At 58.1% G+C, this 13,177-nt stretch carries 14 protein-coding genes and 5 pseudogenes; 10 read left to right on the forward strand and 9 right to left on the reverse strand.

Features of this window, described 5'->3' with window-relative positions; translation table 11 throughout:
• Positions 1 to 93 precede the first annotated feature (93 nt).
• Positions 94 to 265: pseudogene (locus NHAM_RS28465) on the reverse strand (IS3 family transposase); the annotation flags it as partial.
• 137 nt (positions 266 to 402) lie between these two features.
• Here NHAM_RS28465 and NHAM_RS29395 point away from each other — a divergent pair.
• The 3 genes and pseudogenes from NHAM_RS29395 to NHAM_RS19935 form a co-directional block, all read left to right on the forward strand.
• Positions 403 to 585 (forward strand): hypothetical protein, encoded by a 183-nt coding sequence (locus NHAM_RS29395; protein ID WP_049769388.1) that lies wholly within the window; start codon positions 403 to 405, stop codon positions 583 to 585.
• 195 nt (positions 586 to 780) lie between these two features.
• Positions 781 to 1,066, forward strand: a pseudogene (locus NHAM_RS29400) (IS3 family transposase); the annotation flags it as partial.
• 153 nt (positions 1,067 to 1,219) lie between these two features.
• Positions 1,220 to 1,691 (forward strand): annotated as a pseudogene (locus tag NHAM_RS19935) (IS5 family transposase); the annotation flags it as partial.
• A 440-nt stretch (positions 1,692 to 2,131) separates the two neighbouring features.
• On the opposite strand, the gene NHAM_RS24195 reads toward NHAM_RS19935, so the two are convergent.
• Both NHAM_RS24195 and NHAM_RS29405 read right to left on the reverse strand, forming a co-directional pair.
• On the reverse strand, positions 2,132 to 2,788 hold the full coding sequence (locus NHAM_RS24195) for a DUF1236 domain-containing protein (RefSeq protein ID WP_049769389.1): 657 nt from the start codon (positions 2,786 to 2,788) through the stop codon (positions 2,132 to 2,134).
• 906 nt (positions 2,789 to 3,694) lie between these two features.
• Positions 3,695 to 4,527 (reverse strand): annotated as a pseudogene (locus NHAM_RS29405) (SDR family oxidoreductase).
• A 234-nt stretch (positions 4,528 to 4,761) separates the two neighbouring features.
• Between NHAM_RS29405 and NHAM_RS28950 the strand changes: the two are divergent.
• Positions 4,762 to 4,887, forward strand: coding sequence for a hypothetical protein (locus NHAM_RS28950; RefSeq protein ID WP_283805356.1), 126 nt, complete (start codon positions 4,762 to 4,764; stop codon positions 4,885 to 4,887).
• Between the two features lie 299 nt (positions 4,888 to 5,186).
• On the opposite strand, the gene NHAM_RS29105 is transcribed toward NHAM_RS28950, so the two are convergent.
• The 4 genes from NHAM_RS29105 to NHAM_RS27695 all read right to left on the reverse strand — a co-directional run bounded on the left by NHAM_RS29105 (position 5,187) and on the right by NHAM_RS27695 (position 7,914).
• The gene (locus NHAM_RS29105; protein WP_347336423.1) at positions 5,187 to 5,429 is read right to left on the reverse strand and encodes a DUF488 domain-containing protein; all 243 of its coding nucleotides are present in this window, start codon (positions 5,427 to 5,429) and stop codon (positions 5,187 to 5,189) included.
• A gap of 342 nt (positions 5,430 to 5,771) precedes the next feature.
• A complete protein-coding gene (locus NHAM_RS19955; protein WP_011512218.1) occupies positions 5,772 to 6,305 on the reverse strand; it encodes a cytochrome b in 534 nt (177 codons plus the stop codon).
• Positions 6,306 to 6,551: 246 nt separating this feature from the next.
• Positions 6,552 to 7,631 (reverse strand): IS630 family transposase, encoded by a 1,080-nt coding sequence (locus tag NHAM_RS19960; RefSeq protein ID WP_081435039.1) that lies wholly within the window; start codon positions 7,629 to 7,631, stop codon positions 6,552 to 6,554.
• The gene (locus NHAM_RS27695) at positions 7,594 to 7,914 is read right to left on the reverse strand and encodes a hypothetical protein (RefSeq protein ID WP_081435040.1); all 321 of its coding nucleotides are present in this window, start codon (positions 7,912 to 7,914) and stop codon (positions 7,594 to 7,596) included. Before NHAM_RS27695 ends, NHAM_RS19960 begins: the two co-directional genes overlap by 38 nt.
• Before the next feature lie 497 nt (positions 7,915 to 8,411).
• On the opposite strand from NHAM_RS27695, the gene NHAM_RS19970 reads away from it, so the two are divergent.
• Complete coding sequence (locus NHAM_RS19970) at positions 8,412 to 8,945, forward strand: hypothetical protein (protein WP_011512221.1); 534 nt, start codon at positions 8,412 to 8,414, stop codon at positions 8,943 to 8,945.
• 183 nt (positions 8,946 to 9,128) lie between these two features.
• Here NHAM_RS19970 and NHAM_RS19975 read toward each other — a convergent pair whose 3' ends face one another.
• On the reverse strand, positions 9,129 to 9,386 hold the full coding sequence (locus NHAM_RS19975; protein ID WP_041358451.1) for a hypothetical protein: 258 nt from the start codon (positions 9,384 to 9,386) through the stop codon (positions 9,129 to 9,131).
• Positions 9,387 to 9,807: 421 nt separating this feature from the next.
• Positions 9,808 to 10,044, reverse strand: coding sequence for a hypothetical protein (locus NHAM_RS19980; protein ID WP_041358453.1), 237 nt, complete (start codon positions 10,042 to 10,044; stop codon positions 9,808 to 9,810).
• 203 nt (positions 10,045 to 10,247) lie between these two features.
• Here NHAM_RS19980 and NHAM_RS26990 point away from each other — a divergent pair, with 203 nt between their 5' ends.
• From NHAM_RS26990 to NHAM_RS19995, 5 genes and pseudogenes are all read left to right on the forward strand, one after another.
• The gene (locus NHAM_RS26990) at positions 10,248 to 10,592 is read left to right on the forward strand and encodes a hypothetical protein (RefSeq protein ID WP_011512223.1); all 345 of its coding nucleotides are present in this window, start codon (positions 10,248 to 10,250) and stop codon (positions 10,590 to 10,592) included.
• 48 nt (positions 10,593 to 10,640) lie between these two features.
• On the forward strand, positions 10,641 to 11,201 hold the full coding sequence (locus NHAM_RS26995) for a hypothetical protein (protein WP_157043703.1): 561 nt from the start codon (positions 10,641 to 10,643) through the stop codon (positions 11,199 to 11,201).
• 140 nt (positions 11,202 to 11,341) lie between these two features.
• Positions 11,342 to 11,482 (forward strand): hypothetical protein, encoded by a 141-nt coding sequence (locus tag NHAM_RS27000; RefSeq protein ID WP_157043704.1) that lies wholly within the window; start codon positions 11,342 to 11,344, stop codon positions 11,480 to 11,482.
• 85 nt (positions 11,483 to 11,567) lie between these two features.
• Complete coding sequence (locus tag NHAM_RS29410) at positions 11,568 to 11,657, forward strand: AlpA family phage regulatory protein (protein WP_081435041.1); 90 nt, start codon at positions 11,568 to 11,570, stop codon at positions 11,655 to 11,657.
• 555 nt (positions 11,658 to 12,212) lie between these two features.
• Positions 12,213 to 12,890 (forward strand): annotated as a pseudogene (locus NHAM_RS19995) (IS110 family transposase); the annotation flags it as partial.
• Between the last annotated feature and the right edge of the window lie 287 nt (positions 12,891 to 13,177).

The following is a 13,177-nucleotide window of genomic DNA, read 5'->3' on the forward strand; positions in this document are numbered from 1 at the left end:
TTGTGACGGGATGCGGTTCGCACTGTGGCTCGCACGGCCGCCGACACCGGAGCCGCGCTGAGAGAACCCACGCCAGAGCAGCCGCGGCCTACAAGCCATGGCCAGCTCTTCGATCACGGCGTAATAGCGCTCCTCGGCTCCGGCCGGCGGGATGTTGCTAATCGGGCTTCAGCAGGCGGCGATTGTTGAACCAATGAGCCCAGTCAACATCGCGACGTCAACGGCCTCGAAAGCTTGGCCACGGCTCGCGCCGATGAATGACCTTGTTGTAAGCATCCGACGATTACCCAAAAATTATTGAATCTGGAGGGTGGAGGGTTCTGTTGTCCAACATCCGCTCCAGTAGCCTTCCGCAGACTTCGTGGGGATGCCCGCCCGCTCGAGATTCTTGATGTCATTACGTTGCCGGTTGATCCGGCGGCGCATGCGATCGATTTCGCCTCGAATGTAAGGAAGGTCCGGTATGGTCAAGCCCTTGGAAAACTAAGGGCGCATAAGAACGGCCGCAACATGCAGCGCCATCGCCACCAGGAGTTCATTCGCTTCCTCAACACGATCGAGGAGCAGGTCCGGCAGGGAAAGTAATCCACGCCATCGTCGACAACTATGCGACCCACAAGCATCCGAGGGTCCACCAATGGCTGGCCCGGCACCCCCGCCGGACATTCCACTTCACCCCCGACCTCCGCATCCTGGCTCAATGCGGTTGAAGGCTTCTTCGCTAAGCTCACGCGCCGTCGCCTCAAGCGAGGCGTGTTCCGATCCGTCGTTGACCTGCAAGCAGGCGATCTGGTCGATTGGCTCGAAGACAAGGGCATGCAGCACGTGCGCGGCCCTGAAGAACCGCATTCTGCTCGAAAACTATTATCTACCCGGCGATCTCGAACGACAAATCGGCGCCTTCGTCGAGCACTACAATCACGTTCGCTATCATGAGAGCATCAAAAACCTCGCGCCGGCTGATGTTTACTTCGGCAGAGCCGAAACGATCCTCGCCGAACGACACCGCATCAAGCTTGCTACCATCGCAAACCGTCGCTTGCAGCACCGACTGCAGGCAGCTTAAACTCTAACCCCTGATGAGCCAGAGCCTCGCTTCTCGAAATGCCTGATCAGTCTCAAATTACCTGACGACGGACAGGATGGACCAGCTAAGTTTCGCGTCGCTCGATTCTGCGACCAAGAAGAAGCGCACGAAGGAGATGTGTTTTTGGCAGCTGAGATGGCAGCCGTGGTGCCTTGGTCGCGCTCGAAGCTTTGATCGAGCCGCATTATCCCAAGGCTGGTCCAAGTGGCGGTCGGCGACCATTCCATTGGCCGTGATGCTACGGATTTATTGCTTGCAGCAGTGGTACAACCTCTCTGATCCCGGCGCGGAAGAAGTCCTTTACGATATTTGCTCGATGCGCACGTTCGCGGGTCTGGAGCTCGGACGCGACACAATTCCCGATGAGACGACCATCTTGAGCTTCCGGCATCTGCTGGAGCGTCACGAGTTGACGAAGGAGATATTCGTCGCGATTGCAGAGTTTCTGGAGACTCGCGGTGCTCTGCTGCGTGGTGGCACCATCATCGACGCGACGCTGATCGCGGCATCGCCATCGACGAAGAACAAGGCACAGAAGCGCGCCCCCGAGATGCGCTCATCGAAGAAGGGCAACCAGTGGTACTTTGGCATGAAGGCCCACATCACGGGTGTCCGGTCGGACGATTGCCAGTGCATCATACATCTTGGGAGACAGTCGGGCAGACACCTCCTAAACTCAGTCGGTCAATCGAGATGAAGGGAGGTCTTTTGGGACGGGTTCGCCGCAACACATTGATTTGCTGCCGCAAGATCAGAATTTCTGCCTCAAGCGCAACTCGTGACCGCAGCAGGTCGATCACCATTCCAAAGATCAGTCTGCACAAATCCAACATCGAGCAGCAGCATCGCCCGATTCTCGATCAACCGCCAGCCGGATTGAGTTTGCGACAGGGACTGGCGACGAAAGTTGCAGGAGTGAGAGGTCGTTGAGAGTGCTCCCCTCACGTGACGAGGCGACTGACCTGTCGGCAATGCGTAGGGTATCGAGCCCCCGCCGCTCCCCGGTAGAACGGAATGATGAGCGGCCCAAATAAGGAATCTCTATCATTTGACGCCGCCGATGATGGCAGCGACGCGCCGGGAATGCTGATCCACGATGACGAGTTCGTCACCGGCAATAACATACTTATCTCCCGAAAATCCATTCAATGCTTTGAACACTTCAGGCGGTAGATCCGCCAGCGGAGTCTGTTCTGCCACTGAGGCGCCTATCATCAACTCGAAGTTTGGGCGCTCGACCGTTGGCGGATGGCCACTGGCAAAAATCGCGCGCAGCGTCGCACGTTGCGCGTCATCTATGTTGATCGGCTTAGAGGTTTTGATAGCGCTGGGGCCACCGGATGCATGTTCCTCAATTCCGGGATTTTGCTTCGCGGCCTCCCCGCCCGCAGGATTTTGCTTCGCCACTTCCTCGCCTCCCGCATTTTGCTTCACCACTTCCGGGGCAACGGGATTTTTCTTCGCGGCTTCCCCGCCCCCGAGATTTTGCTTGGCGGCGATGCTCGTGGATTGGCTCTGCGCCGGAACGGCATTGCCAGTTGCTGGGGCGTCTAAGCCGGTGGAAGGTGTTGCTAAATGCTCTTTGCTGCCCTGGAACCAAGAAAAGGCGAACCAAGCAGCAACCACCAGTATGACGGCCACAACGGCGGCGCGGTTCAGGACCTTGCGGGTGCCTTCTTCGCTCTGCGGGAAATCTATCATACTATTCCCTTCACGGATTCTGGAGACCAATTCTGAACTGTGATATTCGTTCCCAGCGCTCGTACTCTGGAGTGAAGCCGATGGGAGCTCGTTCCGCTGACCACCCGCTCCGACCCGGGACTGCAAACTTGGCTGCTCCGTGCGGCAGGTGTTCCCTTCCACCGAGATTTCACATTGTTGCTGTTCGCGGCCGCCTGCCACTGCGCAGCGATATTCGAACTGGTTCAAGTTGAGTACCGGCTCGCCACGCCCTGAAGTACAACTGGCAAGGAATTAGAAACAGCCGCAGCGTTATGTCAGTCGAAGATCAGGGTGCCTGCGATCGTCTCGTGACTACTCCGACCTCTAAACTCCCTGACGAGCGGCCATCATATTTACCACGTTGGCCTTCCTGGCTTGGCCGGCGGGTCCACCGCCGACAATGAGCACATCGGATTGCATTGAGAGAGTCCTTTTTGATCCAGACGGCCGGCAAAAGAGCTAAGCGCTTGGCAGAAGTGCAAGATCGCATGATAAATACTTGCGGTGCATGCAGTTCCTCAATTGCTGGACCAACTTGCCAAACGGTCATTTGCGAAGGGTATCTTCAACCCCGATACGCTTAATCAGTCGTGCTACCTCGAAACCGGCACTCAAAACTCCCTATTCGTCGACGGTCGGCACTTTCGGCAACCCGAAGCTGGTGAAAGCGTCGAGCCAAGCGCCCGCATAGCGTCCGCCCAGATACGGAGAAGGGGGACTAATATCCGCGAAGCTGTTATCCCTACAACCATGGAGATCCTTAATGGCGGACGCGCCGCCCCGGAATGGGACTGATGAGTTCATTCCCGCGACTGCATTGAACATAATGCCCTTCAGGGGGGCGACAGGTTTTGGAGACCGTTCTGCCCGAGGCGCGTGCTTGGCTTAGATGAATGGCTTGCCGCCGGTGACGGCAACGGTGGTGCCGGATGTGTAGCTCGATGCCGGATCGGCCAACATCACATAGGCCGTAGCCAATTCAGCCGGCTGACCGGCACGCTGCAAAGCACCTGCTTGCCGAAATTCCTGACCGCATCCTCGGGCATTGTCGAAGGAATTAATGGCGTCCAGATCGGGCCTGGCGCCAGAGCGTTTGGCGCGAGCCAGTCCGCCGGTGAAGTTCTGGATAGCGCCCTTTGTCGTCGCGTAAGCCAGCAGAATCGGATTTGGCATATCGGAATTGACCGACGCCGTGTTGATGACCACGCTGCTTGGCTTCATGTGAGGGACAGCGGCCTTGGTGAGGTAGAACATCGCGTGGATGTTTACCTCAAACGTCAACTGCCATTCCTCATCGCTGATGTCATCGATGTCCTTGAAGGTGGCCTGATGGGCTGCGTTGTTGACCAGGATATCGACGCCCCCAATGCCTCGACTGCCTGCTTGATGACGGAGCGGCAGTGCTCAGGGTTGCGCAAGTCGCCCGCGACCAGCACGGCCTTGCGGCCCTCCTGTTCGATCAGCGCCTTGACCTCGTGCGCATCGTCATGCTCGTCGAGATAGGCGATCAGGATATCCGCCCCCTCGCGCGCGTAGGCAATCGCCACTGCCCGGCCAATACCGCTGTCGCCGCCGGTGATCGCCGCTTTCTTTCCCTTGAGCTTCCCAGACCCCTTGTAGCTGGTTTCACCATGGTCAGGGCGCGGGTCCATCTTCGCGGTCGAACCGGGCATCGGCTGCCGCTGGGCCGGGTATGGCGGTTTCGGGTAGTCTGCCATGGGTTGTCTCCAATTGTTCGCACGTCAATCACGAGCCCACACAAGTGTTCCTTCGAAGCGATGGCCTTCCGTCCGGGCTACTTTCGCCCTATATGAAATCAGCCTCTTGATCTGATAGGACCGCCGGCTTGGCCGAGCAGCTTGTGCTATTTGCTAATCCGTCTCGGGCTCCGGAGGGGCTGCGTTAGGCCGACGAATTCATTTCGCCAGCGACCGAACGGTTTTTGATCGGACGTGTCGCAGCGCTACCGTCTGCAGGAAGCCGATCCAATCCCGCCATGGCTCACGCCGCTGATCGAACGCGTCGAAGGATTCGGCGGCCCGGGCACCAAGATCGCCCAGATCCTTTGTACCGAGTAGAGTACGACACCGGCGTCGGCATCGGCTGGCACCGCGATAAACCGCACTTCGACCGGATATTTGGGCTATCATTGGGGTCGCCGTGCAATTTCCGTTTTCGGCGGGCCGCGCGTGACCATCCTATCATTCATGCATTCGAGCGACAGGTTAGGTGAGCAGCTGCGCCGCGTGGGCTGGCGGATTCGGGCGATAGTGAAAATTCAAACTGAGACACCACACCTAGCCGGCAGTGTTTCGGCGGTAAGTTACCGCTCCATTTTTCTGGACGCGGCGCCTACGGTCAGTTTTGCCGCTCCACTCTATCCTTGCCCATCAGATGGAATTACCGTCTCACCATGGGCTATGAGATGATCCGAGACAAGCCGCCGATGGCAGCGCTCCCAGAAACCGTTGATGTCTGGCTCGATCGTTTTCGCGCCCAATTCGGCGATATGTACGTACCCGATCTGGAACTCAGCCAAAGCCTCGGGCAGCGTATCCGTGTTGAACTGTGAATTTGTCCGCCACCTCGGCACTGAACAAATGTCCGCAACAATGGTCACGCGGCCCTGCTCGCAGCAAATCAACAAACGCCTCTATTGTCCGCGTGGAATGGCCGATCGTGTAGAAAGGTCAGCGCCATTTCTCATTTGAGCGCCGTCTCTGTCAGCGCGTCACCTTTTAACGTCAACGCGTGAGCGGGCTCTTGCGTGAGGGATTGTCTCCCCGCCTGGGCGGAGACGAAGCAACGGCACGTCTGATTCGACCTCTTGGTTTATGGCAGGCGCCAAAGAAAGCGACCTCTCAAGCTGAGAAGTTCGAGCAAGCCGCGCGTGATCTCGGCTGCGACGACTGCGATGAGAAGTTCGAGGGCGTGCTGGGGAAGCTGGCTGAAGCACGAAACCTCAACGCGCACGCAAAGCCATCCTTGAAATAAGATTGTCGCGCCAAACGTAGTGATGGACCAGCGCGGCAGCCGCATGAAATCCCGCGACGATCAACACTGAATTGGCGGCAAGTTCGTGCCAGTGGGTGACGGGTTTCTTCCAATCCTTCACGCCGAGTTGGGGCAGCTTGAAAAGGTGAAACAGGTCGTAGCCTCGGATGAAAGCGTTCGCGATCCCGAGAGAAATCGTGATGACGAGCAGGCCGTACAAAAGATAGTGCGTTGCCTTCGCTAGAGCGTGCAGCGCGCCGCTATCTGCCGCAGGAAGGCCGACTCCTGACGTGGATCGCCAGAAAATGCGGAAGATCAGGATGGTGGCCAAGGTAAAGCCGGTGGTGACGTGGCTTGACCAAACGATATTCTGGATAAGCGAATCCTCCGGCAGGTAATCAGCGGTTTGACCGACGAACCACAAACCGGCGACCAGAACGGCCGTCAACCAGTGCAAAATGATGGTGGTGCGGTCGTAGCGCACGGCAAGCGCCAGGGTCATTTTTGCTCTCAGAAGGAGTTCGACGGGTCCTGGATCGCCCGCACTTTAGATGGCTTTAACCTACAATGGCCGTTGACGGGGTCAATCCCCTCACAGCTATGCTGCATCTGCCGGTTGCGCGTGTTTGCAAGGAATATAGTTGCCGATGTGCGGGAGATAACGCAGCAGCTTTGGGCGTTGCCTAAAGTCCGTCATGTGAAGGCACTATCAGTTCCAGCCAATAGCACGAGGGGCAACAGGTTGCCGCTAGTGGATGGAATCTAACGCTTGGTGCCCGCGTCTGACAGCTCGGATAATTTCGTTGGGATCAGCGGTCCATGTGAAGGGTTTTGATTCTGCGTTGTGTTCGACGACGAAGCGATTGATTGCAGCCTGCAGGTCGACGACCGATCGGAAGATGCCGCGTTTCAGCCGTCGCTTCGTCAGCTTGGCGAAGAAACCCTCGATGGCGTTGAGCCAGGATGCCGATGTGGGCGTGAAGTGGAAGGTCCAGCGGGGATGCCGTGTCAGCCATTGGCGCACCTTCGGATGCTTGTGGGTAGCGTAGTTGTCGACGATGGCGTGGATCGACTTTTGGACTGGTACCTGCGCTTCAATGGCATTGAGGAAGCGGATGAACTCCTGGTGCCGGTGGCGCTGCATGTTGCGGCCGATGACGGTACCGTCGAGGACGTTGAGAGCAGCGAACAGCGTGGTCGTACCGTGGCGTTTGTAGTCGTGGGTCATCGTTCCGGCACGGCCCGGCTTGATCGGCAGACCGGGCTGGGTGCGGTCGAGCGCCTGGATTTGGCTCTTCTCATCGACTGAGAGGACGATGGCATGGGCTGGTGGATCGACATAGAGACCGACAATATCGCGCAGCTTGTCGACAAATTGCGGGTCGGTGGAGAGCTTGAACTGTTTCACCCTGTGCGGTTGAAGGCCGTGCGCACGCCAGATGCGTTGGACGGAGCTCGCGCTGATATCGACGACCTTCGCCATCATGGCGGAGGTCCAGTGGGTCGCCTCTGCTGGCGGCTCGGTCTGGGTGAGCGCCACGACGCGTTCGGTGATCTTCGATCCCAGCGGACGGATACGCGAGGGGCGTGTCTTGTCGTGTAGGAGGCCGTCGTAACCCGCCTGCATGAAGCGTTCCTGCCAGCGCCACACACAGGTCTTCGATGTGCCGGTCCGGCGCATGATCTCATTGGTACCAAAACCGTCCGCGCTCAACAGGACGATCTCAGCTCGCCAGACATGCTTGTGTGGGGCGTTGCGATCCCGCGCGAGAGCCTTCAGACGGCGGCGATCAGCCGGCTTGAGAGTGATGGAAATCCCGGTTCGCATGCGCCAGACTCGCATGCATCCAGTCAGATGGGAATCCCCTCCGGGATTCAAATGTCAGACGCGATCCACTAGATGTTCTAATCAGAAATGCAAGGACTTGCCAGATCAATCGTCGTTCGTTGATGAACAGCTCAAGGCCAATAACGTCACCGTCTTGGAGGAGAAGCGCTGCTTTCGCCGCTCCGCCGCGTGGTGGCGGATCGTCATCATCAAGGCTGCGCAGCGCGCTGAGAATTTCGCTCAACCGGAGTGGCATCGTATGCCCCGGAATCATTCTCAGCATGGGCGAGGATTCGACCGCATACCGTCATTGAGCGATCCATATAGCCCGCAAGTGCTTTAGCGGCGCGCTTCTTTTCGATCTGCGGATCGATCGAGGAATTGGCCCAAGTGGAAGCCTGAGACTTGACCCGGCCTTGATGGAAGCTTGAGACTGCTCGCTCGTGGTTGTTACCGGCGGCATTGCCATCTTGCTCGGCGACTCCGCGTCCGGCGGACTGGCGCCCGTCATGTGCGCTATCTCCCGATCGATCGGGTATGAGTCATGCTGAAGCTGCTGCCTGGGCCGGAAGCGCCCGACATCCGCCGGCGAGATGAAGCTTCCCACCGGGACCTCGTAGGGCAAGGCCAACTCCCCGAGCGGCGCCTTGCCCTTCGGCACCGTCTTGCTACCTTTCTTCCGCTTGGCCATCGGGTAACCTCCGAGGTCAGGTCAGTCCGATCCGGCGTTCGAGCGCCAGGTCGGCCGCTTTGGTCAGCATGTTATCGGAGCTTGTCGTCGTGGGGAAGAAAGAGACCATCGCGCATCACGAGGCCGGACACGCCGTGATCGCGCGCGTGCTGGACATCCCGGTAAGCTACGCGACCCTCGATGCACTCGACGGCGCCGGCGCCGTAGTGACGACGTCCAGCGCGACGCATCTCGCCCCGGACGACCTTGAGGCGCCGGAGAAGTACGCCATTGTCGCGCTGGCCGGCCCGCAGGCCCAGCATCACTATCGTCCTATGTCCCTCGCGGCCCAGAATCGCGCGTGCGACGGTGGCTGGCGCGTGGATCGCGCCAACGCGACCAGCCTCCTGGCGATGCTGGTTTTGCGGCAGCACGGCAAGCCGGCGGTGCCGGGCAGCTACGTCGAGTTGGACGGTCCCGAGACAGAGGAGTTCGGCCGCCTATTCAGCCATACGACCCAAAAGACTGCCGATCTGGTCCAGGAAAACTGGTCTGCGATCCAGCGCGTCGCTGCGGCCCTGCTGAGCCGTCCCGCGCTTACCGAAGAGGATATCGACGCCCTAATCGCGGCGCACGACAACTAGCTGCTCTATTTTATCCCGATGCTTAATTTGCGTTCGAGCTTCCTTGGCTGATCGTAGCCTTCGGCTTGTTGGCGATTTTCGGAGATGGAGGGTGACTCCGATCCGCATCTCGTTTTCATCGCTGCGCCAAGGGCGCCCTTTCGAATATCTGGTCCGCTACGCACTCGTATCAAATCGCGGCAATCAATATTCGTTTCTCTCCCCCGTGTAGGCGGTAAGCGCAGTACGGGCCCGAGCCAGATCCTCTCGCGCTACCCCAAGGATCTGCTCAGCGGCATCGAGCGCGGCGAAAGCTTCCACCGAAGGGTCTGGCCGTTCAGCCGTGATTATAACCCAAGCGGCGTCAACTTCAGCGATTGCCGCGCGCAAATTGGCGATAGCGCGCCCGATTGCGTCATAAAGCGCGATCTCGTGTTCGGGTGCAGCCTTCTCCGACATCATCGCACGTTTCTATTTTTCCGGCGCGGAACCTATGCCGAACGCCCGGGACCATCATACGGCCTGCGCTTCCTCGCGCCAACCTAATCGTTTAGGCAGCGCCACAAGCACATCCCGGATCGCGGCGCCATAACGCCGGCGTTAGGTTTCGAGTTCCGGTCGCGGGCTGTCGAGCCGAGGCTCGCAACAACGAGCCCCGTTGTCTGATGCCGCTTGGTCGATCCGAGTGAGCATGACTTCGACGCGGTTGCAGAAGGCATCGAACCAAGTGGGTTACGTTACCATCCCGCGCGTTTCTCGCCTTCGGCGCTCCAGCGGTGCTGGCCGGCGCGGTTCTTCTTGACTTTGAGAGCCGAATGGTCACCGCCGTGCGAGGATCACGGGAAAAACATCGTGCTTGCCTCAAACAAGTTGGCGACATCGTTTAAACGTTGGGGCCGTGACCGCAAATCGCAGCACATCGAAGCACATTCACGATGGATTTTGGACGCGGTGAATCACGCTCGCCGAGTTGCGAGACCTGCGGCATCGCTTCGCTCTGGCGTTTCTTCCAGCGCGGAACAATCACGCTTAAAAAAGACAACGCACGCCGCACGCTGCCAAAATACCAAGTCGTATCGCCGTCACGGTACCGCGGGTCGCAGCGATTGTGCCAGGTCATCGATTGACGGTCTTAGCCGATTGCTGACCTCATCCGCTGTAGGTTTGATGAGATAGCTTCGGGCAATATCATCAACAGCGGGGACGCAACGGTCGCGCCGCGGGTAATCGCGCGCTGAGATCGACCTCGCGCGTGGCGTCGTCCTCTCCGCAGGTTGAGTATCAGATTCGCAAGGGACAAGAGCTTTCCGTCGGGAACATTTCGTGGTCTCGCTCGTTTGTAGCGGTTCGACGGCTTTGGAGAGCAACATGATTAAGTGGTTTGTTACATTTGCCGCGCTGGCTGCGGCGGCGACCGTATTCGCTCCGATCCCATTGATGGCGCAAGGCGTTGGGGTCGAGGTTCCCGGCGTCGGCGGGGTGGGGGTCGGCGAGACACGCCAACGTGACTATGATCGCGATTACGATCGGCCGTATCGTGATGATGATCGCGATTACGATCGGCGACATTATCGTGAGCACCCGGAGAGACGTTACCGCGGTGGATGCAAGACCATCACCATTGAGCGAGATGATGGATCAGTGAAGAGAATTAGGCGCTGCGACTAGACTGAGCAAAACATAATCACTGAGAGGCCGTTAACGCAGGAGACGACCATGCGTGTTCTTCCGCTTGCCACGATCTTGTTACTGGCCTCTACAGCAGGTCCTTCGCTTGCGAAGCAAGACCAGCCGAACGCTCCGGCTCAAAGCCAGTCTCAAACGGCTCCGGCTCAGGGGCAGCCTCAGAGCCAGCCGCAGACTGTCCCCGTCCAGCCGGAACGCACACCTCAGCAATCGGAGCAGGCCGGTAAGGAAGAGCGAGAGCGTGCCGAGGATGGCCGCATCCGCGAGAGTTGGAAAGCAGAGGAGCGCGATAACGATCACGGGGACCGTACCGGACAGAATAGGATGGACAGAATGATGGGTCGCATGGACCGGGATGATGACGCGATGGCGAGAATGATGGATATGTGCGACCGAATGATGGAACGTATGCATCACGGAATACGCGGCCACGATGTAGATCGCGACCGAAACGAGGGATATCGCAGTTCGGACAGCGCAGAGCGAGATGGGTATGCCAAGGGCTATGATGAAGAACATCGAGCTTCGCGGCGAGTAAGAATCTGTATTGAGGACGAAAACGGCGACGAGTATTGCCGCTATCGACCTTGAGGCAAGTGGCAACGGAGACTGTGTGCCGCTACTATCCGAAATCTTTGCACGCAGCTGTCCACTGCCTAAAACATCAGTGTAAATTGGGCGATCGCACGGCGTGAGCCGGCCATCGGGTCGCTGCCGTTGGATGCGAGCCAATGAGCGACCGCTTTGCTCAGTTGCTTGAGCGCTCACTTAACGGGGAAGAACTAAATCTTGACCCCGAGGCCGCGTTGGTTTTTGCATCACTGGAATCGCTGCATTTCAGCTTGGAATGGGATGCAACTGACCGACGATGACCGCGCGTTTCTTGTCGACGTCAAGATGATATTCGAGCCGCCGACTTGAAGCGATACACTAAAGCAGGCGTCCGCGCGTGATGTCATCGCAAAAGTGAGTTTCAACCAACCTAACATTTATCGAAAGATCGCGATTGAGGGTTTCCCGCGCCCGGTGAAGCTCGGCGTGCGTTGATCTTAACGTTAGTCGTCGAGGGTGTGTTATAGCGTTGAATAAACTGGTTAAGGCTGGCTGGCTGAAACGTGCACGCAGCGGCGGTTGCCACAACAGTAACAGGTATCGACTCCCGAAGCGGATTCCGCAGCTAAACGGTGAGCCCCAGTGCACGGTATCGACGTGAACTCGGGGATTAAAAACAGTGCACACCGGTACCAAAAACGGTGAACTACAGAGGACCAACAAATTTACGTTATGTTGCGCGTTAAACAACGTTAGTTCTTGATCGAGCAACATTATCATCGCCATCGATCCATGAGGCGACTATTGCCCGCCATTTCGTCAAGATGAAAATGACGCCATTTTGCAAACACTGCATGATGCCGTCAAAGCAACCCGCGAATTCACGGGTAAAGCTGCTGTGACGACAGCGGCCGTCCTCAAGAATGAAATGCGGACGATGGCTGCGCGGCATAAGGATGCGAGAGCGGCATCATTCGCGTTGGTCGGCCTGCGGGACGAAAGTTCCGCTATCTTCAAGCCTTCACGCAATCACACGAATCGGAGGGGGCGATGAAGCAATATGTTGGGCTTGATGTCTCGCAAAAGGAGACTTCAGTGTGCGTGGTCGACGAAGTAGCTCAGATCTTGTTTGAGGGAAAGGCCAAGTCCGATCCGGGGGCGCTCACCGCGCTGCTTCGCGAGCGGGCGCCGCATGCGGAGCGCATCGGTTTTGAGACGGGGGCGATGGCAAGCTGGCTATGGCATGAACTTCGTAGGGTCGATCTTCCAGTGGTATGCATCGACGCTCGGCATGCGCACGCGGCTTTGTCAGTGCGCATGAACAAGAGCGATCAGAATGACGCTCGAGGCCTGGCTGAACTGGTGCGGGTCGGTTGGTATCGAGAGGTAAAGGTCAAGAGCGAAGATAGCCAGAAAATCCGCGCGATACTCGTCGCGCGATCCCGGCTTGTGGCCATTCGCCGGGATATCGAGAACCAAGTCCGCAGCCTGGTCAAGGAATATGGGTTACTGTTCCCGCGCGCGATCGGCAAACAGTTCCGTAACCAGGTCAGCGAGCTGTTGGGCGAGGATCATCAACTTCTCGGCGTGATCGCGCCGCTCTTGTCGATCCATGAACATATCTGCGAGCAGCAGAGCAAGTTCGACGACGAAGTCCGCCGGTTGGCCAAGTCAGACGAGACGACACGTCGCCTGATGACGGTTCCTGGTGTCGGCGCGACAACTTCATAATGCTCACTATCAGTTGCGTGAAACGATTATCCGTTACCGATTTCATCCCCGTTACGGTCAAACGGTCATCGTGACCAGTCGCAATCGCCGTGGTAACGACGTTGCTGTGACCATCCGTCAGCCCGATGGCACACTGGCGCAGCTGCCGATCGGATGACGGAGGATTTAGCGGAAGCGATGGTGGTGACGGAGAGTCCACTTCTGCCGTTGGCGCATCTGCGTGAGCTCCGTCTCGAGCTCGATACCTGCCTAAGCTTGTTGCACGACGATTCCCGTCGTGAAGG

It is taken from the genome of Nitrobacter hamburgensis X14 (genome assembly GCF_000013885.1).
GTDB classification, from domain to species: domain Bacteria; phylum Pseudomonadota; class Alphaproteobacteria; order Rhizobiales; family Xanthobacteraceae; genus Nitrobacter; species Nitrobacter hamburgensis.

Coding starts and splice junctions, on each gene's coding strand:
- NHAM_RS24195 (WP_049769389.1), bottom strand. CDS start 2,788: ATGATAGATTTCCCGCAGAGCGAAGAAGGCACCCGCAAGGTCCTGAAC.
- NHAM_RS19955 (WP_011512218.1), bottom strand. CDS start 6,305: ATGACCCTGGCGCTTGCCGTGCGCTACGACCGCACCACCATCATTTTG.
- NHAM_RS19960 (WP_081435039.1), bottom strand. CDS start 7,631: ATGCGAACCGGGATTTCCATCACTCTCAAGCCGGCTGATCGCCGCCGT.
- NHAM_RS27695 (WP_081435040.1), bottom strand. CDS start 7,914: ATGCTGAGAATGATTCCGGGGCATACGATGCCACTCCGGTTGAGCGAA.
- NHAM_RS19975 (WP_041358451.1), bottom strand. CDS start 9,386: ATGATGTCGGAGAAGGCTGCACCCGAACACGAGATCGCGCTTTATGAC.
- NHAM_RS19980 (WP_041358453.1), bottom strand. CDS start 10,044: ATGACCTGGCACAATCGCTGCGACCCGCGGTACCGTGACGGCGATACG.
- NHAM_RS26995 (WP_157043703.1), top strand. CDS start 10,641: ATGCGTGTTCTTCCGCTTGCCACGATCTTGTTACTGGCCTCTACAGCA.
- NHAM_RS27000 (WP_157043704.1), top strand. CDS start 11,342: ATGAGCGACCGCTTTGCTCAGTTGCTTGAGCGCTCACTTAACGGGGAA.